Below are 21,728 nucleotides of genomic sequence, written 5' to 3'. Positions count from 1 at the left end.
CATGAATGGCGACATTCCGTTCGACAACGAGCAGGCCGAGTCCGTAGCCCCGCAAGGCATGCCGGCGCAGGCGGCCGGCTGGTGCCTGCGCTTCCTGAGCGGCGCGGTGAAGGGACGCACCATCGTGCTCAAGCCCGGCATCAACGTGCTGGGCTCGGGCGGCGAATGCGAGGTGATGCTGCCGGGCGGTGACGTGCTGCCGCGCCACCTGGTGTTCACCGTCGGCGAACTGGTCGTGTCGATGCAGCGCCTGGGCACCGCCTCGGCGCGCCTCAACGGCGAAGAGATGCAGCAGCCGCGCAAGAGCGTGGTGGCCGGCGACATCGTGAGCGTCGGCCAGATCGACTTTCAGCTCGACCGCAGCTATCCCGTCAACGCGCAGGAAGACCGGATGTTCGCGCCGGCCCATGGCGCATTGCCGGAAGGCGATGCCCTGGCGCGACAGGCACCTTCGGGCACGCAGCGCCTGGGCCTGTGGGTGGGCGGCGTGGTGGCGCTGCTGGCCGTGCTCGGCCTCGCCGCGATGTCGCTGGGCGGCGATCGCGGCGCCTTGATGAACGGCAGCAGCGTGAACCTGGCCGAGGTTGAAAAGGCGTTGGCGCCTTTCCCCGAGATCGAGGTGATCGCGGCGCCCGGCGGGCAGTTCGGCGTCAAGGGCTACGTGGAATCGAAACAGCGCCGCCAGACGCTGGAAGCGGCGATGGCGCGCTTCGGCAGCAAGGTCAGCGTCAACGTTCATTCGGCCGAGGACATGGTCGAGCAGGCGCGCCGCTATGTCGACGATCCCGGCGTGGCAGTGACCTACACGGGGCAGGGCCGGCTGGTGCTGACCGGCACCGTCGAGGACGCCGCCGTGCGGCAGAAGATCCGCCGCCTCGGCGAAGACCTGCATCCCTCGGTGCTGGTCTCCGACAAGGTGCAGTACCGCGAGCAGCCCAAGGCCGAGACCAAGGGCGACGACATGCGCGCCCAGTGGGAGAGCTGGCAAAGCGTGCTGCCGGCCCGCATGGTGAGCATCACCGACGACGGCGATGGCCTGCGCCACATCCAGCTGTCGAACGGCAACCGCTATTACGAAGGCTCGGTGCTGCGCTCCGGCGCCGAGCTCAAGCGCATCGACGCCGACGGGCTGGTCCTGAGCGGCGGCGTGCCCAACAAGAAACCCGCGCGGTGAAGGACATGCCCAGCCATGCCGCCTTCAACCCGCGTTCCCCGATTTCGTGCGTCGACGCCCACGGCCCGCCGCATGGAATGGCTTCGTTCTCCAGGACGGAGCGCTTTCATCCGCAAGTGAAAAAACCTCAACCATGACAGGAGTTTCCCCATGAGCGCAGTCGACACCTCGATCCAGCAGATGCAGCAAGCCGCGGCCGACCAGGCCAAGCTGATGAGCGTCAGCATGGCTGCGGGCGCCACCATCTCGGGCGCAGCGGCCACGGCCCAGACGGTGAATGGCGCCAACGCCGCCGGCACCGAAGTAGCGAAGTCCACCGGCAACGACATCCGCCAGTCCGCCAAGCAGAACTGACGGGGAGGCCCGCGTGGAGCCACAGGGCTTCGCGCGGCCCCATTTTTTCTTTTCGAGGAGAGCAAAACATGACCGATCCCATCGCATCGGCAGCCGTCAGCGCGCCGCCGGAAGTCGCTGCATCCGCCGCGTCCCATCCGGCGCAGCAAGGCGCGAGCCCGTCGCGCTTCGAGCCGGGCGAGACGCGCATGTTCGCCAACATGATGCAGGGCGTGCAGGCACCCGCCGGGACGAGCGCGCCGAGCGCGATCGGCGACGCGGCCAAGTCGCTGGCCGCGCAGCTGTCGGGCAACGTGCGCTCCATGGAGGACATGCGCAAGAGCATGCTCGAGTCCATTGATTTCGCGGACCCCATCAAGACCATGTTCGTGATGACCGATCACGCCATGGAGGCGAACATGATGTTTGCCCGCATGCACATTTCCACCGGGCTGGCCAGCGCCGCGACCAGCCTGTTCGGCGGCCTGCTGAAGAACCAGCAATGAGGCTGCCCCGACGCTCGCGCTGGCTCGCCGCGCTCGTGCTCTTGCTGGCACTGGCGGGCTGCAAGGTCGCGCTCTATTCCAACCTCAAGGAGCAGGAGGCCAACGAGATCGTCGCCGCCCTGTCGACCGAAGGCATCGGCGCGGCCAAGACGAAGCTCGAGGGCAGCAACTGGCAGATCGAGGTGGAGGAAGACCGCCTGAGCCAGGCGCTGGACGTGCTGCGCGTGCAGGGCCTGCCGGCCGAGCGCTATGCCAGCATGGGCGAGGTGTTCCAGAAGCAGGGCCTGGTGTCCACGCCTTCCGAGGAACGCATGCGCTACATCTATGCCATCTCGCAGGAGCTGTCGCAGACCCTGCGCAATGTCGATGGCGTGGTGGCAGCGCGCGTGCACGTGGTCATTCCGGCCAACGATCCGTTGAGCGAGAAGATCAGGCCCTCGTCCGCGGCGGTGTTCATCAAGCACCGTCCCGACGTCGACCTGCGCCTGCTCGCGCCGGCGGTGAAGGACATGGTGGCGCACAGCATCGAAGGGCTCACGCACGACCAGGTGTCGCTGTCGCTGTTCGAGACGCGCCGGATGTCGAACACAGCGCCCGCCGCCAATGCAGGCGTGTCGCCGATGGTGCTCGGCCTGTTCTCGACCCAGACTGCCATGGTGCTGCTGGCCCTGCTGCTGCTGGCCGCCATCTGCCTCATGGCGCTGCCGGCCCTGCTGCGCCGGCAGGGTCAGGACTGGCGCACCTGGGTGCGCCGCCAGGTACTGAAGCGCTGAGCGCACATCCATGCCGGCACCCGCCATCGCACCACCCCCTCCCATCGCCGTGCCGGGACCGATGGACCTGGTGCGCCTGGTGATGCGCTTCAACCTGCATCCCGAGGCCGACCTGCATCCGAGCTGGCTGCCGGCGAACTGGCCGGCGCGGCATCGATCGGTGGCGCGCATGGGGCCGGCCGGCCGCGCCGTGCTGGCCGAGCTGCTGCGGCGCGGGCAGGCGCCGGGCCCGGCGCAGCCCCATGCGGCGGCCGACTACAACTTCGACTCGCGGCTCAAGCGGCTGGCGCTGCTCGATGCCGCCTCGCTGCGCCGCCTCGCGGCCTACCTCGGCTTCTGCGCGCATCTGCCGCTCTTCAAGGTGCGCGGCGGCGCGGGCCTGCAGATCCGTCGCCAGGCGCGCCGCATCGACCGCGATGCCGTCGACTTCGTGCTCGACCGCGTGCCCCAGCTCACCGAGCTGCGCATGGACAGCACCGTGGTCCAGCAGCGGCCCATCGCCACCGGCCGCGTGGTGCTCGACCGCGGCTATCGCCTGCTGCTGGGCGCAGCCGCGGCCGAAGGCGCGGTCGTGCTCCAGCGCCTGAAGCACAAGCTGCCGCGGCGCATCTCCGCCTTCCGCGTGCCGAGCTTCGAGCCGCGCCAGGCCCTGCAACTCAACGAACTGATGCTCTCGTGCATCGTTCCCGAAAGACTGCCGCAATGGGACTGGCTTTTCTGATCACCACCGACAACCTGCAGCTCCTGAGCGAGCGCAAGGTGTTGAAGGAAAGCGAATACGCGGCCCTGCTCGATGCGTCGGCCGTGGTCGACACCGCGCGCAAAGAGGCAGCGCGCATCGTCCGGCAGGCCGAAGACGGCGCCGAGGCCAGCCGCCGCAAGGGCTACGAGCAAGGGCTCGCGCAGGCCAGGGCCGAATACGCACGGCAGCTCGTGTCCGAGAGCATGGCCGTCGAACGGCAGCTGCATGCGCTGCGCACGTCGATGGCGCAGATCGTCGTCAAGGCGGTGGGCCAGTTCCTGGCCGAGGCCGATCCGGCCGTGCTGTTCCGCTCGGCCCTGGTCCGCGTCGAGGCGCTGCTGCGCGCGGAGTCCTTCCTCACGGTGCGCGTGGCACCGGCGCAGGAAGCCGACATGCGCGAGACCCTTCACCGGCTGCGCAGCGACGCCAACTGGCACATGGCCGTGACCCTCACGCCCGACCCCGATCTGCCGGCCGGCGCCTGCGTGGTGCAGACCTCGACCGGGGTGCTCGAGATCGGGGTCGACGCGCAGCTGGAGGCTTTTCGCCGCGCGGTCGAGCAGGGCGGCATGCTGGCGCCGTCCGGGAGGGCGCAGTGATGAACCCGCAGCCGACCATGCTGCGCGGCGCCGGCATGTCCGACGCGGCGCTCGGCATCGTGGCCGAGCTCGAGGCGGCGTTCGCGCATGTCACGCCGGTGGCCATGCGCGGCCGCGTCAGCAAGGCGGTGGGCATGCTGATCGATGCCACGGGCATCCAGGCGCACGTGGGCGAGCTGTGCGAACTGGTGACGCCCGGCGAAGCGCCGCTGCTCGCCGAGGTGGTGGGCTTTCGCGGCAACACGGCCATACTCACGCCGCTCGGTTCGATCACCGGCATCTCGGCGCTGACCGAGGTGGTGCCGACGGGGCGCGGCCATGTCTGCCCGGTGGGTGCGCAACTGTTGGGCCGGGTGCTCGACGCGCTGGGCCAGCCGATCGACGAACTCGGTCCACTGGCCGCGCACACGCGGCTGCCCGTGCACCGCGAGCCGGTGAGCCCGCTCGCGCGCCGCATGATCGAGGCGCCGCTGGCCACCGGCATCCGCGCCGTCGACACGCTGCTGACGCTGGGCGAAGGCCAGCGCGTCGGCGTGTTCGCGCCGCCCGGCGTGGGCAAGAGCACCTTGCTCGGCATGCTGGCACGCGGCTCGACGGCCGAGGTCAACGTGATCGCGCTGATCGGCGAGCGCGGGCGCGAGGTGAAGGAGTTCATCGAGCACAACCTCGGTGCCGAGGGCCTGGCCAGGACGGTGATGGTGGTCTCCACCTCCGACCGGCCGCCGATGGAACGCATCAAGTCGGCCTATGTGGCGACCACCATCGCCGAGCACTTCCGTGACCAGGGAAAGAAGGTGCTGCTCCTGGTCGATTCGCTCACGCGCTTCGCGCGCGCGCAACGCGAAATCGGCCTGGCCAGCGGCGAGCCGCCGACGCGGCGCAGCTACCCGCCCTCGATCTTCTCGATGCTGCCGCAGCTGCTGGAGCGCGCGGGCCAGGGCAAGACCGGCTCCATCACGGCGGTGTATTCGGTGCTGACCGAAGGCGACGAGGAGAACGACCCCATCGCCGAGGAAGTGCGCTCCATTCTCGACGGCCACATCGTGCTGTCGCGCAAGATCGCGGCGGCCAACCGCTATCCGGCCATCGACGTGCTGGCGAGCATCAGCCGCGTGATGCCGCTGGTGGCTTCGCGCGAGCACTGCGCCGCGGCTGCGCACTTTCGCAGCCTGCTGGCCAAGTACCAGGAGATGGAGCTGCTGGTGCAGATCGGCGAGTACAGGCCGGGGAGCGACGCGCTGGCCGACGAGGCGATCCAGGCGCGATCCGCGATGCTCGACTTCCTGTCGCAGCCGCCGAAGACCAGCCAGCCCTTCGAGCGGTCGCTGGCGGCGCTGCTGCGCCATGCACCACGGGTGGGGGGCGCGCGATGAGCATCGACTGGAAGCTCCTGGTCGACGTGCGCGAGCGGCAGAAGACCGTCGCGATGGGTGTGGTCGCACGCGACCGCGCGGACGCCGAGCAGAGCCAGGCGCAGTTGCAGCAGGCCGAGTCCTGGCAGCAGCAACAGGTGCAGAACAAGGTGCAGCACTGGCAGGCCACGCGGGGCGCGCTGTCGGGCGGCCAGTGCAGCGTGGCGGAGTTCCGGCATGCGGGCGCATGGAGCGGCGCACTCGATGCGCAGATCGCACAGGCCGGCCAGGCCGCGGCGCAGGCCGCTCGGGCGCACACCGAGCGCGAACAGGTGCTCGAGCAAAGCCGCCGTCAGCTGCGCGCCGCCAGCGGCGAACTCGAAAAGGCCCGGCAGATGCAGCAGCGCGCGCGCACCGAGCGCCTGCATGTGCAGGAACTGCGCCTCGAAAACGTCAACGAAGAGAGCGCCGCGCAGGCCTGGGCCATGCGCCGGCCCGCCTAGGGAACACGCAACAGCCATGGACAGCCTCGAACTCGCCAGCATGGAGAAGTTTTTCTCGGCGGTCGTGCTCACGCTACCGCGGCTGTTCGCGATCTTCGCGGTCGTGCCTTTCCTGTCGGGCGGCATGATCACCGGTGTCGTGCGCAACGGCATCCTGCTGATGCTCGCGATCTTCATGTCGCCGGTGGCGGGCGACATGCCTGCCGCGTCGATGGTCACCTGGGTGCTCATCGCCGCCAAGGAGGCCCTGATCGGCGTGATGCTGGGCCTGGGCTTCGGCATCTTCATCTGGGCCATCCAGAGCGTCGGCGACCTGATCGACTTCCAGACCGGCTCCAGCAACGCCTCCTTCTTCGATCCCGTGGCGGGGCACGAGAACGGCCCGACCAGCGAATTCCTGGGCTGGATGGTCATCACGCTCTTCGTGTCGGGCGGCGGCCTGCTCGCGATGCTGGGGGTGATCGTCGACTCCTACCGTCTCTGGCCGGTTGCTTCCTTCTTTCCCAACCTGGGCGCGGTGCTGGAGCAGTTCGCGATCCGCCAGGGCGACACGCTGTTCCTGTGGATCGTGAAGCTGGCCTCGCCCGTCATCGTGGTGCTGCTGCTGGTCGAGCTGGGCGTGGGCCTGGTGGGGCGGGTGGCGCCGCAGCTCAACGTGTTCGTCGTCGCGCAGCCGCTCAAGAGCCTTCTGGCGCACCTGATGATGCTGCTGTTCCTGTTCTTCGTGTACGAGTCGCTGCAGGACTTCCTGCGGCCCGAGAACGGGGTGCTCGACTTCCTCAGGGCGACCCTGTAGCGACGATGGCCGAGAAAGACCAGAAGCCCACCGCCAAGCGCCTGCGCGATGCGCGCAAGCGCGGCGAAGTGGTGTTCAGCACCGACGTGGCCTCGACCGTGGTGTTCATCGTGGTCGTGGTGTCGATGTGGCTGGGCGGCCAGCTCGTCTACAGCCTGTTGCGCGAACTGTGGCTGCATGCGACCAGCACCAGCTTGCTGACGGCGCCCGACGACCGTTTCGTCGAGCTGTTGCTGCACACGGGCGAGACGCTGGTGTGGGGGACGCTGCCGATCATGGCCATCACCGCCGCGGCCGGCATCGTGGGTTCGCTGTTCCAGGTCGGCGGTGTGGCGGCCTGGGAGCGCCTGAAGCCCGACGTGAACCGCATGAATCCGGCCGAGGGCCTGACGCGCATCTTCTCGACGCGCAACCTCATCAACCTGCTGAAGATGTGCACCAAGACCGCGCTGCTCGGCGTGCTGATGTTCGTGGTGGTGCGCGGCTTCGTCGACACGGCGCTCAAGCTGGGGTACGCGCGGCCGGAGGGAATCATGACGGCCTCGGCCCACATGGTGCTGGTCGCCTTCGGCTGGGCGGTGCTGATCTATGCCGTGATGGCCATGGTCGACTACGCGCACGAGCATCACGAGTTCATGAAGAAGCAGCGGATGTCCATCGAGGAGATCCGCCAGGAATACAAGGAGATGGAGGGCGACCCCATCAACCGCTCGCGCCGCCGCACGGCCCACTTCGAGGCGGTGTACGCGAGCCTGAACGACCGGGTGCGCGCGGCTTCGGCCGTGATCCATTCGCCGCGCGTCGCCGTCGCCCTGCAATACCTCGGCGAGACCGACCTGCCGCGCGTGATCGCGCGCGGCGAGGGCGAAGTGGCAGCGCAGATCCGGCGCTTCGCCGGCGAAGGCCTGGTCCCCACCGAATTCGAGCCCGCGCTGGCCGAGCGCATCTACGAGGACGTGCCGGAGGACCAGCCGATTCCGCGAGCGCTCTATGCGCCCGTGGCCAAGCTGTTGCGCTGGGCGCAGGGCAACGAGTCTTGAGAAACCGTTTGATCGAAAGGAACAGGCCATGGTCATGATTGCGGATGGTGGCGGCAGCGTGCGCGTGCCGGTGAGCACACCCAATCCCGTGAACCCGGCGCAGCAGCCTGCGAGTTCGGGCGAGTCGGATGCCGCGGCGCGCGCGCGCGAACTGCAGCGCCAGCTCGAGGCCCTGCTCGAAAAGCTGCGCGAAGCGCAGCGCCAGGCCGAAGAGGCCCGCAAGCGCGCGATCGAAGCGCAGAAGAAGGCGAAGCAGGCCAAGGAGCACGCCGAGGCCATGGAGGCGCAGGCGAAGAAGAGCAAGAAGGCGACCGACACCGATATCGCCAAGAAGGCCCGGCAGGACGGCACGCTGGAAGATGCACGCGCCAAGAAGGCCAGCGCGGAGGCCAACCTGAAGGACAAGGACGCCACGCTGCTCCAGGCCCACGTCAAGCAGAAGCGCGAAGAGAAGAAGAGTCCGGAGGCCAAGGCCAGCGCCGCCACGCACAAGAAGGTCCAGGACGCACAGACCGAACGCGACGACGCGCAGAAGACCGACGAGCTCTCCAAGCTCTACCTCGACTCGCAGGAGAAGGAGAGCAAGGCGCAGGACGCCGAAGCCAAGGTCGTCGAGCTGACCCCCGTGGCGGGCCGCCCGTCATACACGATCACCGAAGAGGAGAGCACCGCGCTCAGCGAGGCCCAGGCCAAGGCGAAGACGCTGCGCGGCGAGGCCGACGCCGCGAAAGCCAAGTTCGGCGATGCCGCCGGGGCGGAGGCCAGCACCGAGTTCTACGGCAGCCCGCCCGCAACGGCCGATGCCGCGCAGCCACCCGCGCCGACGGCCGACGACCCGCTGCATTCGCCGCTCACGCAGCTGCTGCAGGTGTCGCCGCAGGCCACGACCACGCCGGCCGCCAGCAACAGCCTGCTGTTTTCACCGACGCTCGCGTCCACGCCTTCCGGCACCACCGGCAGCAACAACCTGCTCCTGGCGCCGTCCGGTACCGCATCGACCACGAGCCTGAGCGCGACCACGCCCTTCAACTCCTTGCTGAAGAAGCCCGAGCCGGTGGTCACGCCGCAGGTGAAGAAGACCCTGGGCGACATCGCGGACGGCAAGAGCGTGGACCAGATCGCGAGCGAGCGGAAGCTCAGCGTCGACCAGGTGGTGGCCGAGGCCAGCGCGGCCGGCGTGAAGATCTCGTCGAGCGCGCCGAGCGCCGACGTGCAGGTGACCACCCTTCAGCGCGGCGATGCCTCGCTCACCTACACGCACGACACGAAGCACGACACCATCACCGTGAAAGGCAGCCTGGCCGATCCGCAGGCGCCCGGCGGCAAGAAGACCATCGATGCGATGGAAGACGGCAACGGCCGCTACAGCCAGACGACCAAGGACGCCAAGACCGGCGACACCGTCACCCAGACCATCGACACGCAGGCCGGCACCCGCACCGTGAGCGTGGTGGACAAGAACGGACTGCGAACCGACACCACCACCTCGCTCACCGGCGCGCAGGTGACGCGCCCGGTGGGCGAGTACGAGGGCTACCTGGAAGTGGCCGAGGCCGCGGGCCTGACGCCCGAGCAGTTGCTGGCGCTGAACCCCGACATCGATTACGGCAAGGCGCTCGAGCCCGGCCAGGAGATGGTGGTGGCCGGCGTGCCCACCACGGTCAAGACCTTCAACAAGGACGGCTCCACCCTCGAGAAGACCACCGCGAGCGACGGCACCCTGCAGGTGGTGGCCACCAGCGCGAGCGGCCGGCGAACCGTGCTGATGGGCGAGCCCGATGCGAAGGACGGGCCCGGCGAAGCGGCGCGCAAGGCGATCTTCGAGGACAACAAATCCGTGACCGAGGTGGCCAAGAGCCTGGGCCTGACCGAAGACCAGGTGCTGGCGTCGCTGCCGGCCGGCACTGTCGACGTGATCAAGCCTACCACCGACAACGGCGACGTCGAGGTGCGCACGCTCTATGACCCGACCACCAACCGCGTGGTGGTGGAGACGCACGACTGGCAGCACGACGACGTCAGCCGCCAGGTCATCGACGACAAGACGGTGTTCAAGGTCCGGCAGACCGATCCGAAGACCCAGAAGACCGAGCTCGTCGAGGTCGCCGGCGGTGTCGGCTATCTGCAGAAGCTGGCAGACGACAAGGCCGCGCAGGCGAGCAGCTACGGCCAGCAGATCAGCGACCTGGACAAGACCATTCGCCTCTACAAGCGCATGGGCGAGCCGGTGACGGAGCTGAACGAGCAGCGCAAACAGCTGGTCGCCCAGCAGAGCACCGCCAGGGGCGAAGCCACGATCGCAAGCACCAAGGCCACCGCGGCGCTCACCAAGCACCAGCAGGTGGTGGTCGACGAGCAGGCCTCCGTGGCTTATCAGAACCTGGCCTACGCGCGTCCGGGCAGCGAGGAGCAGGCGGCCGCGGCCAAGACGCTGGACGAGAAGCTCGCCCTGCTCGACAAGGTCGACCGGCTCGTAGCTTCCGCCGACAAGGACGTGGATCTGTCGAAGGCCGGCCTCGACAAGCAGCAGAAGCACGACGCCAAGCTCGCCGCCGACGACGAGCTGCAGACCGAGTTCCAGAAGTGGAAGGACGAGGTCTGGATGTGGCAGGGCATCGACGAGGAAACCGCGAAGAAGATGAAGGCCGAGGGCCAGATCCCCACGATGCGGATGTTTCCCGATGCCCAGCAGGAGCACGACGCGGCATGGGAGGCCTTCGTCTACCAGCAGGAGTCGATGGACAAGTACGGCGACGAGGACATTCCCGCCGAATGGCGGCCGGCCCGCGATGCCTGGGTCCAACGCAATGCGGCGAGCGACGCCGAGCTGCAATCCAACATCAGGTACGACGATGCCTCCATTGCCAGCGGCGAGGCCAGCAACAGGCTGATCCAGGGCGACCTGGACCGCCTGCAGCAAAAGAAGGACGCCTGGACCACGGCGAACCCGACCCTCTTCTCCGAGAACTTCGGGGAACAGGACCAGCTCGACGCGCTCACGAAGAGCGTGGCCGACGGCAAGATCAGCGGCCTCCAGCTCGCCGAGGACAAGAAGCACACGCAGTACCTGCTGACGGTGTCCGCGCCCGACCGTGCCGATCCGGAGAAGCTCAAGGAGGCCGAGAACAAGTACACCGAAGACAACCAGGAGGCGACCAGCAAGCTCCAGGGGCAGATCAAGGACCTGTCGGAGCAGGCCATGCGCGACAAGACGAGCGCGGTCGACAGCTACATCGCCGATTGGAACAAGCGCAACCCCGATCTCAAGGCCCAGCTCGACCTGCTGGGCACCGACGACGAGCAGCGCAGCCTGCGCGCGGCCGAGCACAGGAGCGAAGAGATCGCCAAGCTGCTGTCCGCCTCGGACCAGGGCAAGGAGCTGCAGTCGGCGATGAACATGCGCTATGCGCTCAAGGGCCAGCTGCTGGGCCTCGGCGACCAGGACGACGCCCGCCTGCAGGAGGACCTCGACGGCATCGAGAAGGGCATCGAGGGCCACACCTGGGTGCGCGATGCCTGGGGCGGCATGTTCGGCGACTCGGCCGACGACGCGAAGGACTACACGCAGGAGCAGCTCGACAAGGCCCGGCAGCTGCGCAACGACCTCGCCTCGGGAAAGATCTCGATCTCCGAGTACGCGCGCCAGGAAGACGCGTTCATGGACAAGTACGACGTGAAGTCGGGCGAACTGGCCGAGAAGGTCGAGGACAGCGACGGCACCTGGAGCGTGGTCGACGACGCGGTGCGCATGACCGTCGTCGCCGCCGCCGGCATCACGGCCACCATCGCCTCCGGCGGCAACGTGGGCCTGGGCTTCGGCGTGGCGATGATCGTCAACGAGGCCTGGGACACGACGGGCGACATCGTCGCGGCTGCGCAGGGGCGCGACATCTACGCCGACGGCCACACCTCGCTGGTGACGCTCGGGGCCAAGTGGCGGACCGGCAACGCGAGCTGGGACGACGTCAAGTTCACGCTCAAGGAGGAGGCCATCGACGTCGCCACCAACGCCGTCACCGCCACCGGCGTGGGCGCGGGCATCAAGACCAGCACCGCCTTGACGGCCAAGCTGGCCGTCAAGCAGACGCTGAACACCGGCGGGCGCGTCTCGCTCAAGGTCGCCTCCGGGAACGAGCTCAACATCGCCGGCCGGGCCGTGGTCGGCGCGCGTGCGGGCGTCACCTCGCAAGCCGTCGACGGCACCGGCCGGGTGGCGGTGGAGACGATGCGCACCGGGCTCGACGGCAAGCTGGGCACGGAGGAGGGCGACAAGCGCATTGCATCCACCATCGTCAGCTCGGTGGCAGGCCTCGTGACCGCGCCGGTGACCGGTGGCGTGTCGGGCGCGATCCCGCTGATGAGGAGTGTGCCTGGCGCGAACCCGCTGAAGGCGAAGGTGTCGGGCGTGGGCCTCGGCGCGCAGTTCGCCAACGACGCCGTGGCAGGCCTGGGCACCGGCGACCTGATCGCGCTGGTGAACGAAGGCCGGCACATGAACCGGGGCGAGTTCATCGCGGCCTCGCTGCAGGTCGTTCCGGGCACGCTCAACAATGTGGCGCTGCACCCGCAGATGGCGGCGCGGGCCAGGAATGCGCAGGCCGGCAACGCCGAGCAGGCCGGATTGCCGCGAACCGGCGAGACCGACGCCTTCGGCGTGCAACCCGTCGACCTGAGCACGCAGACGAGCAAGCTGGCGGACATCGACGGGCAGAGCATCACGAACCTGGTGGTGACGGACGTCGAGCTGCCCCATCTGCTGTCGGATGGAGACATGCCGACGCACGCCTCGGACGCGCTCGCGCCGGGCGGCAAGGTCGAGCTGCGGATCGCGCTCGACACGCAGAAGGCCGTGGTGTCGGCATCGGACGGCGATGGCGACACCGGGTTCTCGGGCAGCACGCCAGGCAAGACCAGAGGCACCGGCAGTGCGGTCCCGCGCAAGAGCGAGGAATCGCAAGCGGCCCAGGACCGCGACAACGACCAGGACGTGGCGATCCACGCGCGGCTGCGCGCCGCCGGCTTCGAAGACATCAAGATCATCCGCAACCCGAATCCCGATGCGGAGCATCCCGCGATCGTGGTGCTGGCCACCAAGTCGGCCGGCGAACACGTGGCCGGGGTCGTTCCCCTGCTGTCGCGCCCGGTCCCGCCCGAGTCGAGTGGGTCGGACGATGCGGCCGCGTCCGCTTCCGCGCCCGAATATGTGCTGCCCCCGCCCGGCAGCGATGCGCACACCGTCAGCTGGAGCCAGACGCTCAAGGCCATCCTCCAGTCCGGCGGCACGCTCAAGGACACGGCCTTCTACCTGCACGCCGGCCCCTTCGACGAAGACACCGGCGTGGTGCTGAACGCCGCCGATCGCGGCCTGCCGCCGGCCACGGACAAGGTGACGCCGGCCCAGCGCCAGGCCGCCTACGCGGCGGGCAGCTCGGCCGAGGACTTCTTCGCCATGCCGCCCGCGCGCTACGCCACGCTGGACGAGGCGCTCGCCGCCGCGCAGGCGGGCGACAACCTGCGCGGGAACGACAGGATCGCGCTCGTCTACGAACCGCTGCTGCGGGCCGACGGTTCGGTGCCGCCCGAGTCGGTGCTGGCCACGCTCGGCATCGACAAGAACGGCGCCGAACCCGCGAAGCTCGTCGACGTGGCGCCCAACCCGCACAGCGACAACGCGGAGACGCTGCCTTTGCGCGTGGTGTATCCGCAGGTCGCGCCGCGCAAGTCGGGGCTCATCCTGCCGGGCAGCGTGGCCCGCGACACCTTCCTCACCGTGCCCGACGATGCCACCGTCTACTACGTCGACAAGTCGAAGCGGGTGACGCAGATCGCGGCCAATGACCCGCGCGTGGCCGAAGCGCTCGAACGCGCACAGCAGTCGCGCGCGCAGCTGCTGGCGCTGCCGAGCCGGGAACACGGCCTCGATCTCGACAGCGTGCGTGCATGGGGCGAGCAGCTCGGCATGGCGCCGATCGACCTCCGGGTGGTCGGGCCCGAGACCGTGCCGAACAACCGGGGCATCTACCACCGGCGCGACGGCGTGGCCCTGGTGGTGCGCGACCCCGCGGTGGAGAACGAGCACGGCACCGCACCGACCTTGCGAACCGCCGCGCACGAGCTGGCGCATGGCAATGAAAACAAGCGCAATGTCTTCGTGCTCAGCGAGACGCAGGATTCGCACACGCTCAAGCCGACCTTCGTCATCGAGCCGATGTCGGGCCTGCTGCGCTTCGACCCGGCCCGGCAGCGGCCGACCGGACTGGCACTCGAAGAGGCCTACGCCGAGCGGAAGGCTCAGCAGTTCGCCGAGGCGCGCTTCGGCCCGCGGCCCGGTGACCCGAGCTTCGATGGTCAGCTCGGCCGCTACAGGCTCGAAGACGGGCAGAGCCTCGACCACGGCGCCTACACCGCGGTCACGCTGGACGCGCTGCTGCGCATGAACCCCGAGCTCGAAGGCCTGATGGAGCGCGCACGCTTCTCGAGCGCGGCGCACGAGGAGCTGATCTCGGTGCTGGGCGAGAAGCTCGATGCCTTCTATGCCTACCGCGGCGAAGACCTTTCCACGGCATCGCATCAGGACTGGGCCGAGAAGGTCTATGACGCCGTGCAGCGCAACCAGGCGCTGCCGATGGATGCGGGCGAGGGTCCCTCGCCGACAGGTCCGGTGACGCTGAGCAGCCGCGCGGCGCAACGCGCGGCCGGCGCCGGCGACGACGGCCTTCCGCTCAAACCCTCGGCCTTCGGGACCGACGGCGACTGGATGGCTGCCGCCCTCCATCTCGAAGGCACCATCGTGCAGCAGCGCAAGGCCGGCCAGGCCGACCAGCTGCCGACCGGCATGATCCTGTCGGACGCCGACAGGGCCGTGACGCAGGCGCTCATGAAGAATCCGGCGCCGGGCTCCGAAGAATGCTTCGTGGTGTCGGGCCGGGAACCCAGCAAGGGCATCTTCGCGGGCGACGACGTGCGCGCCAAGCGCCGCGACGTGTTCGACACGATCGAGAAGGCGCTCGACGCGGTCGCGAAGCGCAATGACGGCGCGTGGATCTACCGCGTCGCGCCCGAAGGCGGCATCGGCGCGATGACTTCCGCCGGCAAGGCGCGCTCGCACAACATCCTGGGCGCGTTCTACGCCAACAAGGACAAGAGCACCTTCCCGGTGGGCATCGCGAATCCGCAGTTCGATCGCTGGGACCTGACGGCCGCCCCGCCGACCGGGCGCGCGCACGTGTACAACGCCGCGCTGACGATGCCGGTGGGCCGGCCGGCCGAAGGCATCTTCCGCCAGGGCGGCATCGAGGAGGGCGCCGACGCGGCCACGGCGGCGATCGACCGCGCCGTGGCCGCTGGCCGCAAACCGAGCGTGATGATCGCCGCCGGCTACTCGATCGAGACGGGCCGCGCCGAAACCAGCGGTCCCGGCGGCGCGGCCGTGGCCGGCAAGGCGGCGCGCCTGTACGCGGACCAGACGCACGGGGTGGACGCCAAGGTCACCTACGTCGCCGCAGGCCGGAGCCAGCGCAAGGTGCTGGAAGCAGCCCTCGAAGCGCTCGGCGAGCGCAAGGGCGAGCATTACGACATCGTGAGCTTCAACGCGCGCGGCAAGCGTGCCGAATGGCGCTCCGCCACCCTGCTCAGGCGGCACCAGCCCGACCTGCTGATGGGCTTCGACGTGCCAGGCCGCACCGAGAAGGGCGAATACCACAACAGCCAGGGCCACGCGATCGGCTACCACACGGCGGCGCGCGACCAGCTCTTCATCGATGCCACGCGCAACGACAACATCACCACCATCGCCGGCTTCGACCTCGGCAACGAGGTGGGTGGTGGGCATCCCGACGTGCACACGCGCGTGCAGCCGGCGCCCAACGGCACGCGCATCGCGTCGATCGTGACCGCCGACGTGGCGATGACGGGTGGCCGCACCAACTGGGTCGGCTATGCCTTCGGTACCGAGATGCTGCGCCGCACCGGTGCGCTGAGCGCCGTGCCCGACGAGAAGACCGTGCGCGGCATGGTGATGGGAATGATGAAGGCCGGCGGCATCGACAGCGAGACCCGCAGCCGCGTGCCCTTCAGCACCGATGCGCGCGGGCGCACGTCGGGCGTGGGCGGCATGTCGCCCGACGTCGAGGCCGCGGTGGCCGCGATGCTGCGGGTTCGCGCGGAGAAGATCCAGATGGCGCCGGGCATCGACCTGCGCGGCGTGCGGCTGCGGCTGGGCGTGTTCGATTCGGGCTCGGGCGGCATCATTGCCGCGGCGGAGATCAAGCGCGTGGTGGAAGAGACGACCGGCGCGCGCGTCGACCTGGTGATGGTGGGCGACCATGGGGCCGGCACCTACGGTAGCCTGGGGGGCAAACAGCCCATTGCCGATCACACGCGCATGGGCCTCGAGACGCTCGACAAGGTCGGCGTGGACCTGATCGTGATGGCGTGCAACACGGCCTGCACATCGGGCAAGGGGGACTACGCGCGCGGCATCAAGGCCCCCGTGATCGACTTGATCGACAGCACGCGCAGCTTCCACGAGAACCTCGTCAAGCAGGGCGAGCATGTGGTTGCGTTTTCCACGGAGCCGACGGCAAGGCTCCCGCTGCCGGACACCGACATCGTTGGCGTCTACCGCGACAAGGACGTGCTTCCGGTGGGCGGAACCGACGAGGGCCTGGACGTCGCGTCGATCGTGAACCAGTTCCTGCCCGACCCGATGAACAAGGACATGCAGCAGCTGATGCAGAGGGCTGCCGACCACTATGTCGACAAGATCCTGACGGCGAAGCCCGAAGTCACGACCGTCTCCTGGTGCTGCACCCACTACCCCGAGCTGGAGCCATTCTTCGCCAAGGCGCTTCAGGCGCGCGGCAGAGGGGACGTGAAGATGATCAACCCGATGGCCCACCAGGCCATGATGGCGATCAAGGTGGCGGCGCAACTGCCACCGGGCACCGGCACAGGGCCGAGCCGCGCCATCGGCATCACCACGGCCGTGGTGGACAAGATCAAGGCCGTCAAGGATGGTCTTGTCGAACCGAAGCAGGCCACGGTGCAGCAGAGCGAGGTGCTGGACACCCTGCGCATCGCACTGCAGCGCGACGACGTCACGCTCGTTCCCCTGAAAAAGCTGGGCGCCGATGTGGACGTCGAGGCAGTGCGCAACTTGTTGAACAAGGACGAGGCGGGCGATCCCATCGACGCGCTGCAGGCCTTCGACCCCTCGGGCCGCGGCTTCCCGATCCACGTGCCCGGCGGTGCCTACGCCGCGGCCAGGTTGCTGGGGGATGCCGGCAAGGTGGTGGTGGTGGCGGGCTTTCCGGTCCGCACCGCCGCCGGCCGTGTGGCACCCGAGTCGGACAGCACCAAGGGCGCGGCGGTGCTGGCCTCCGCGCTGGCCAAGCTGGGCAAGGACACGACCTGCATCACGGTGCCGTCCAACGTCAAGCCGCTGAAGGCCGCGCTGGCGGTGCTGGGGCGCGAGGACATCGAGGTGAAGGCCTTCGGCCTCCAGATCGGCCCGCACGCCAAGGGCGAAGCCCTGCGCATGCTGCAGGATCTGGACCCGGACGCGCTGGTGAGCGTGGAGGCGCCGGGGCGCGATGCGAACGGCGAATACTGGAGCTCCAACGGCGAGCGCATCACCGACCATGTGGCGGCGCTGGACGAGTTCTTCTACGCGGCGCGCGAAATCAACGGCGGCCGCGCCGACGACGCAGCGAAGATCACGCAGATCGCCATCCTCGACGTGGGCAACGAAGTCGGCGGCGGCAGCGTGGACAAGCGCGTGCGCCGTGCGCCCGACGGCCAGCGCATCGCCTCGGAGGTGACGGCGGACCAGCTCGTAACGGCCGGCATCGGCAGCTGGGGCGCGGACGCGACCGTGGCCGCGCTCGAGGTGGCGCACAAGCGCAGCGACCTGCTGCCCTCGGCGGACGATGTGCCGCGCGTGATCCGCGCCATCACCCGCGAAGGCGGCGTGGACAGCCAGTCGCGCACCGGCATCGACAACGCCGCCGGCTACAGCCCGACGGTCCACGTCGGCATGACGGAGTTGTTCCGACAGGCGGCGCTCGATGTCAAGGCCGACCACGGTGCGGACCCTGCGGCGACCGCGGCAGCGCCGAAGAGCGGCACGCCGAAACCCGCCGCGGCGCGCCCGGCCGAGCCGCAGAGCGCCGCCTTCCGCGGCGACGAATGGCCCGAGGTGCATGCCAGGCTGACGAGCGGCGGCTTCGGCAACGACAACGTCTACGTCTACCGCGTGAAGGGCCAGCCCGACCTCTATGCCGACCCGGCCGCGGCCGTCGACCTGAGCCTGCAACAGATCGACGGCAAGGGCCGCGTCGCGGCGGGCACCGACACCGTTCGCTGGTACGGCAACAGCACGCCGGGCAAAGGTGTTGGCGGGCTGATGCCGCGCCGCGAGATGGGGGCCAAGTTCGGGCTGGAGCCGAAGGGCGACAAGGAGACCGTCTATCGCATCAAGAACCGCGAGACGGGCGAGATCACGCGGCAGACCGACAAGCCGACGGCCGAACAGCGCCGGGATCCCAACCTGCTGATCCGCTCGAGCAAGGTGCGGCCGCCGCGCGAGGCCTTGCCGCAATCGACCGACGACTGGTTCATCGTGTCGAACCAGTCGCCAACCCGCGTCAAGGCGGTCAACGGCCTGCGCGACGTGCCGCGCGGCGACGGCAACTTCACGCTGCCGAGCCTGGAGAACAAGGCCAAGCCGCCCACCGGCTGGAGCATGAGCAAGACGATCAAGCGGCAGATCACGCTGGGCCTGGTGGCGGCGGTGGGCATCACCACGGCCAACGCCATCAGTCCGATCGACGTCGGCCATGACGTGCCGACCGGCATCGTCGGGCTGCCGCGCAATCCGATCTCCGCGACCACACCGCATCAGCACAGCGAGCCTGCTTTCCGCGCGTCGCCCGATGCCTTCTCGGTACCGGCCGAAGTGACGCTCGGCCTGGCCCTGCACCAGCAGCACGAGGCCGACGCGCTGGCCAGGCAGCCGGGCCACGATCCCGCAGCCGCACAGTCGTTGCAGGCGACGGCCGACCGCCACTGGGGCGCCTTCTCGGCCGAGATGCTCAAGGCCATCCGCAGCGACGTGCAGCGCGGCGAGAACCCCGTCGCCTCGGCCAACCAACAGCGCGCCCAGTTGATCGCGCTCGGCAAGTTCGACGTGCGCAGCGACATCGCGGTACGCGATGCGCTGCGCGATTCGGGCCTGCTGAAAGGCACCACGGCCGACGTCGAGGCGCAGATGGACTACGCGCAGCTCGTCGCCAAGCATCCCGCGCTGGTGAACGACAAGAGCCGCGAGCTGGCGCGCCAGGACCCGGCCGCTTTTGCCGCCGCGACGCTGATGGAGATCGGCCCGGACGGCCGCGCCTACCAGTCGCTGGTCGGGAACAACGCGTCCATGCTGGGCCGGCTGTATTCCGAAGGCGTGGTCAAGGAGCGCCTGGCCGAGGGCGACGTGGCCGGTGCCGCCAGGGAAGCGCGCACGCGGCTCGATGCCAGCCGCGACGCGGCCGAACGCGACAAGGCCGCAGCGGGCCTGTTGCCGCTGTTCGAGTCGGAACGCACGCGCGCGATGGGCCTGCTCGACGATCTGCAGATGCACGACGTGGGCGACTACCTCGCGCAATACCGCGATGCACCCCCCGAGATCGCCGAGCCGGTGGCGCAGGGCATGCTCGACCTGTTGCACCGGAACCTGCCCCGGGCAAGCGACGATGTTGCCAGCATGACCCAGTTCGAGCAGCTCGTCGAAGGCCTGTCCATCGTGGCCGAGGCCGCCGATGCGCGTTCGCCGACCTCGGCCTGGTCCGAGCGCTTCGCCACCGAGCTGCTGAAGGACCGCTTCGTCGAGCGGCCGGAATTCGTCGTCAGTCTTCAGCGCGCCGTGTCGGGGGCGGTGGAGCAGGGCGGTGCGAAGCTGCCGGTCGAGCTCGCGAATGCGCTGGAGAAGCAAGGCAACCACGACCTGCGCGACAGCGTGCTGGCCGGCATCGACGAGGGCCTGCAGGCGCAGGACAAGCACCTCGCGGAGGCGATGGGCAACCTGCGCGGCAGTGCCGGCTACAACGCGACCGGCGCCTCGATGTCTTTCTACGTGGCGAACTTCTCCGACGGCACGCCGCAGGGCGCGGCCGCGGCGATCGCGCAGTACCGGCGCGTGAATCCGGGCGTGGCGGACAAGGTCGATGCCGCCACGCGCGTGGTCGGCGAGTGGGGCCGCACGCTGTCCGACACGCACGACAGCCTCAACGGCCTGCGGCTCGGCAAGTCGAGCAGCGAGGCCGAGCAGGGTCTGGAAGGAACGCTCGGCACGGTCTACAACAAGTCCGACGTCAACCTGGCCATCAGCCAGAGCCCGCAGCTGCGCCAGGAGCTTCTGAGCCGCAGTGCGCAGGGCGTGGCCGACCCGCGCACGATGGTCGAGTACCTGATCAACCCGGTCATGTTCGTCACGCGCCACGTGTCGGGCACCACCCGGATGGTGTGGTCGATGCTGGCCGATGCACAGTTCAACGGCATGGTGACCGACCCATCCAACTATGCCAAGCGCTGGGATGCCTTCAAGCTGAAGACCGAGCGCATGGCGAAGGTGCTGGGCCTGAACGCGGACGAAGTGAGGCAGGGCACCGCGCTGGTCGACAAGTACGTAGGCATGGTGAAGGAGGTGGATGCGAAGAAGCTTTCCGACGCCGCCCGGATCGACGAATATGCCCGCCTGGGTGCCGAGCTCGACAGCAAGCTGCAGAAGCTGCTCGGCGTCGGCGCGAAGACGATCAACAACGTCACCAACGCCAACACCGCCTTCGGGCAGGTCCTGCGCTGGGTCGCCAACGCGGGCTTCGTGACGCACAACGTCAGCACCGAGCTCACCAACCTCAGGCCCATGGCCGACGGCGTGCAGGACTACGCCCAGTGGTACCACCGCGTCTACGCGCCGACGCAGGCCTTCTTCATGGCCAAGCCCTACACCACGCTGATGGCCGAGCGCTCGTTGGCCGGCAACCGGGTGATCGACGGCGCCGCGGCGGACATCGAGGGAAAGATGGCCTGGAAGTACTTCTTCGGCCTCGGCACGGCCGGCGTGGGGGTGGCCGACCTGTCGCTGGCCGTCGGGCAGGCGAACACGGTGCCGGCCTGGGTGACCTATACGAACGTGGGCATGGGCGTGAGCGGGGTTGTGGACGGCGGCGTCGGTCTGATCAATGTCACCGGCGCTGCGCTGACGCGCGCGGGCGCCGTCGAGCTGGGCGCGCTGCTGGCCATCCCGGGCGAGGTGGCGAGCATCGCCGGCATAGGCGTGGCAGTGTTTACCGGCATCAAGCAGTTCTACAACATCGCCCACCACTACGACCAGGTCGATGCCCGCGAGGCACAGCGCGATCCGGCACTGCGCAATGCGCTGATGGACAGGGGATTCACCGACGCGCAGGCCAAGGCCATGCTGGACTGCACGCATGAAGGCGTGTCGCCGATGGTGGCGTGGAACGCCTTGATGAAGACGCAGGGCAGGACGGTGGACGAGGGCCTGGAACTGCTGCGCGACCGGCTGGCGAAGGACGGGCCGCAGGGCATTCCCGCCAAGGACTGGATCAGCGTCATGCACGGGCTCACCGATCGCAGGATGAACGACAACGACGGCAGCTTCCCGGCTACCGATTCGGGCGCGGCGCAGGCCGGGCAGATCGTGGTGCGGAAGATTCGCACGCGCGGCGGCGAGGTGACTTCGAAGTCCACGGTGCTGCCGGAGAGCGTCGAAGGGCTGGACAACTACGCGCGCATGGTCTGGGACCTGCACCCCTGAGCGCCGGGCGCACGCAAGTGAGATCGGGAATGCGGCGCCGCGCCGGGCGCTGCTGCCGCGTGCGGGCTATGCATTTGGG

Annotated in this window: 11 protein-coding genes; all 11 read left to right on the top strand. The window is 69.0% G+C overall.

The window, feature by feature from the left end:
• The first annotated feature begins 1 nt into the window (after nt 1).
• The 11 genes from ACSQ9I_RS15535 to ACSQ9I_RS15485 all read left to right on the top strand — a co-directional run bounded on the left by ACSQ9I_RS15535 (nt 2) and on the right by ACSQ9I_RS15485 (nt 21,649).
• Complete coding sequence (locus ACSQ9I_RS15535; RefSeq protein WP_436304133.1) at nt 2-1,174, top strand: FHA domain-containing protein; 1,173 nt, start codon at nt 2-4, stop codon at nt 1,172-1,174.
• Nucleotides 1,175-1,324: 150 nt separating this feature from the next.
• On the top strand, nt 1,325-1,528 hold the full coding sequence (locus tag ACSQ9I_RS15530) for a hypothetical protein (RefSeq protein ID WP_436304132.1): 204 nt from the start codon (nt 1,325-1,327) through the stop codon (nt 1,526-1,528).
• Between the two features lie 68 nt (nt 1,529-1,596).
• Complete coding sequence (locus tag ACSQ9I_RS15525; protein ID WP_436304131.1) at nt 1,597-2,013, top strand: hypothetical protein; 417 nt, start codon at nt 1,597-1,599, stop codon at nt 2,011-2,013.
• Nucleotides 2,010-2,786 (top strand): type III secretion system inner membrane ring lipoprotein SctJ, encoded by a 777-nt coding sequence (sctJ, locus tag ACSQ9I_RS15520; protein WP_436304130.1) that lies wholly within the window; start codon nt 2,010-2,012, stop codon nt 2,784-2,786. Before ACSQ9I_RS15525 ends, sctJ begins: the two co-directional genes overlap by 4 nt.
• A 10-nt stretch (nt 2,787-2,796) precedes the next feature.
• The gene (locus ACSQ9I_RS15515; protein WP_436304129.1) at nt 2,797-3,507 is read left to right on the top strand and encodes a type III secretion system protein; all 711 of its coding nucleotides are present in this window, start codon (nt 2,797-2,799) and stop codon (nt 3,505-3,507) included.
• A complete protein-coding gene (sctL, locus tag ACSQ9I_RS15510) occupies nt 3,489-4,127 on the top strand; it encodes a type III secretion system stator protein SctL (protein ID WP_436309013.1) in 639 nt (212 codons plus the stop codon). The genes ACSQ9I_RS15515 and sctL overlap by 19 nt, the downstream gene beginning before the upstream one ends.
• Nucleotides 4,127-5,500 (top strand): FliI/YscN family ATPase, encoded by a 1,374-nt coding sequence (locus ACSQ9I_RS15505; protein WP_436309012.1) that lies wholly within the window; start codon nt 4,127-4,129, stop codon nt 5,498-5,500. Before sctL ends, ACSQ9I_RS15505 begins: the two co-directional genes overlap by 1 nt.
• Nucleotides 5,497-5,982, top strand: a complete 486-nt coding sequence (locus ACSQ9I_RS15500) for a serine kinase (protein WP_436313698.1) — start codon at nt 5,497-5,499, stop codon at nt 5,980-5,982. The genes ACSQ9I_RS15505 and ACSQ9I_RS15500 overlap by 4 nt, the downstream gene beginning before the upstream one ends.
• A 16-nt stretch (nt 5,983-5,998) precedes the next feature.
• Nucleotides 5,999-6,778 carry a type III secretion system export apparatus subunit SctT gene (gene sctT / locus ACSQ9I_RS15495; protein WP_436304125.1) on the top strand — a complete coding sequence of 260 codons (780 nt, stop codon included), beginning with the start codon at nt 5,999-6,001 and terminating at the stop codon, nt 6,776-6,778.
• Nucleotides 6,779-6,783: 5 nt separating this feature from the next.
• Nucleotides 6,784-7,818, top strand: coding sequence for an EscU/YscU/HrcU family type III secretion system export apparatus switch protein (locus ACSQ9I_RS15490; protein WP_436304124.1), 1,035 nt, complete (start codon nt 6,784-6,786; stop codon nt 7,816-7,818).
• A 28-nt stretch (nt 7,819-7,846) separates the two neighbouring features.
• A complete protein-coding gene (locus ACSQ9I_RS15485) occupies nt 7,847-21,649 on the top strand; it encodes a glutamate cyclase domain-containing protein (RefSeq protein ID WP_436313697.1) in 13,803 nt (4,600 codons plus the stop codon).
• The last annotated feature ends 79 nt before the right edge of the window (nt 21,650-21,728 follow it).

The organism is Variovorax sp. LjRoot84 (assembly GCF_964254305.1).
Taxonomy (GTDB): Bacteria; Pseudomonadota; Gammaproteobacteria; order Burkholderiales; family Burkholderiaceae_C; genus Variovorax.
Note: the sequence above shows the minus strand (reverse complement) of the source record. Positions and strands in the feature narration are given on the sequence as shown.

What these genes read in the sequence shown, in the direction of transcription:
- ACSQ9I_RS15535 (WP_436304133.1), top strand. Translation starts at nt 2, where the DNA reads ATGAATGGCGACATTCCGTTCGACAACGAGCAGGCCGAGTCCGTAGCC.
- ACSQ9I_RS15530 (WP_436304132.1), top strand. Translation starts at nt 1,325, where the DNA reads ATGAGCGCAGTCGACACCTCGATCCAGCAGATGCAGCAAGCCGCGGCC.
- ACSQ9I_RS15525 (WP_436304131.1), top strand. Translation starts at nt 1,597, where the DNA reads ATGACCGATCCCATCGCATCGGCAGCCGTCAGCGCGCCGCCGGAAGTC.
- sctJ (WP_436304130.1), top strand. Translation starts at nt 2,010, where the DNA reads ATGAGGCTGCCCCGACGCTCGCGCTGGCTCGCCGCGCTCGTGCTCTTG.
- ACSQ9I_RS15515 (WP_436304129.1), top strand. Translation starts at nt 2,797, where the DNA reads ATGCCGGCACCCGCCATCGCACCACCCCCTCCCATCGCCGTGCCGGGA.
- sctL (WP_436309013.1), top strand. Translation starts at nt 3,489, where the DNA reads ATGGGACTGGCTTTTCTGATCACCACCGACAACCTGCAGCTCCTGAGC.
- ACSQ9I_RS15505 (WP_436309012.1), top strand. Translation starts at nt 4,127, where the DNA reads ATGAACCCGCAGCCGACCATGCTGCGCGGCGCCGGCATGTCCGACGCG.
- ACSQ9I_RS15500 (WP_436313698.1), top strand. Translation starts at nt 5,497, where the DNA reads ATGAGCATCGACTGGAAGCTCCTGGTCGACGTGCGCGAGCGGCAGAAG.
- sctT (WP_436304125.1), top strand. Translation starts at nt 5,999, where the DNA reads ATGGACAGCCTCGAACTCGCCAGCATGGAGAAGTTTTTCTCGGCGGTC.
- ACSQ9I_RS15490 (WP_436304124.1), top strand. Translation starts at nt 6,784, where the DNA reads ATGGCCGAGAAAGACCAGAAGCCCACCGCCAAGCGCCTGCGCGATGCG.
- ACSQ9I_RS15485 (WP_436313697.1), top strand. Translation starts at nt 7,847, where the DNA reads ATGGTCATGATTGCGGATGGTGGCGGCAGCGTGCGCGTGCCGGTGAGC.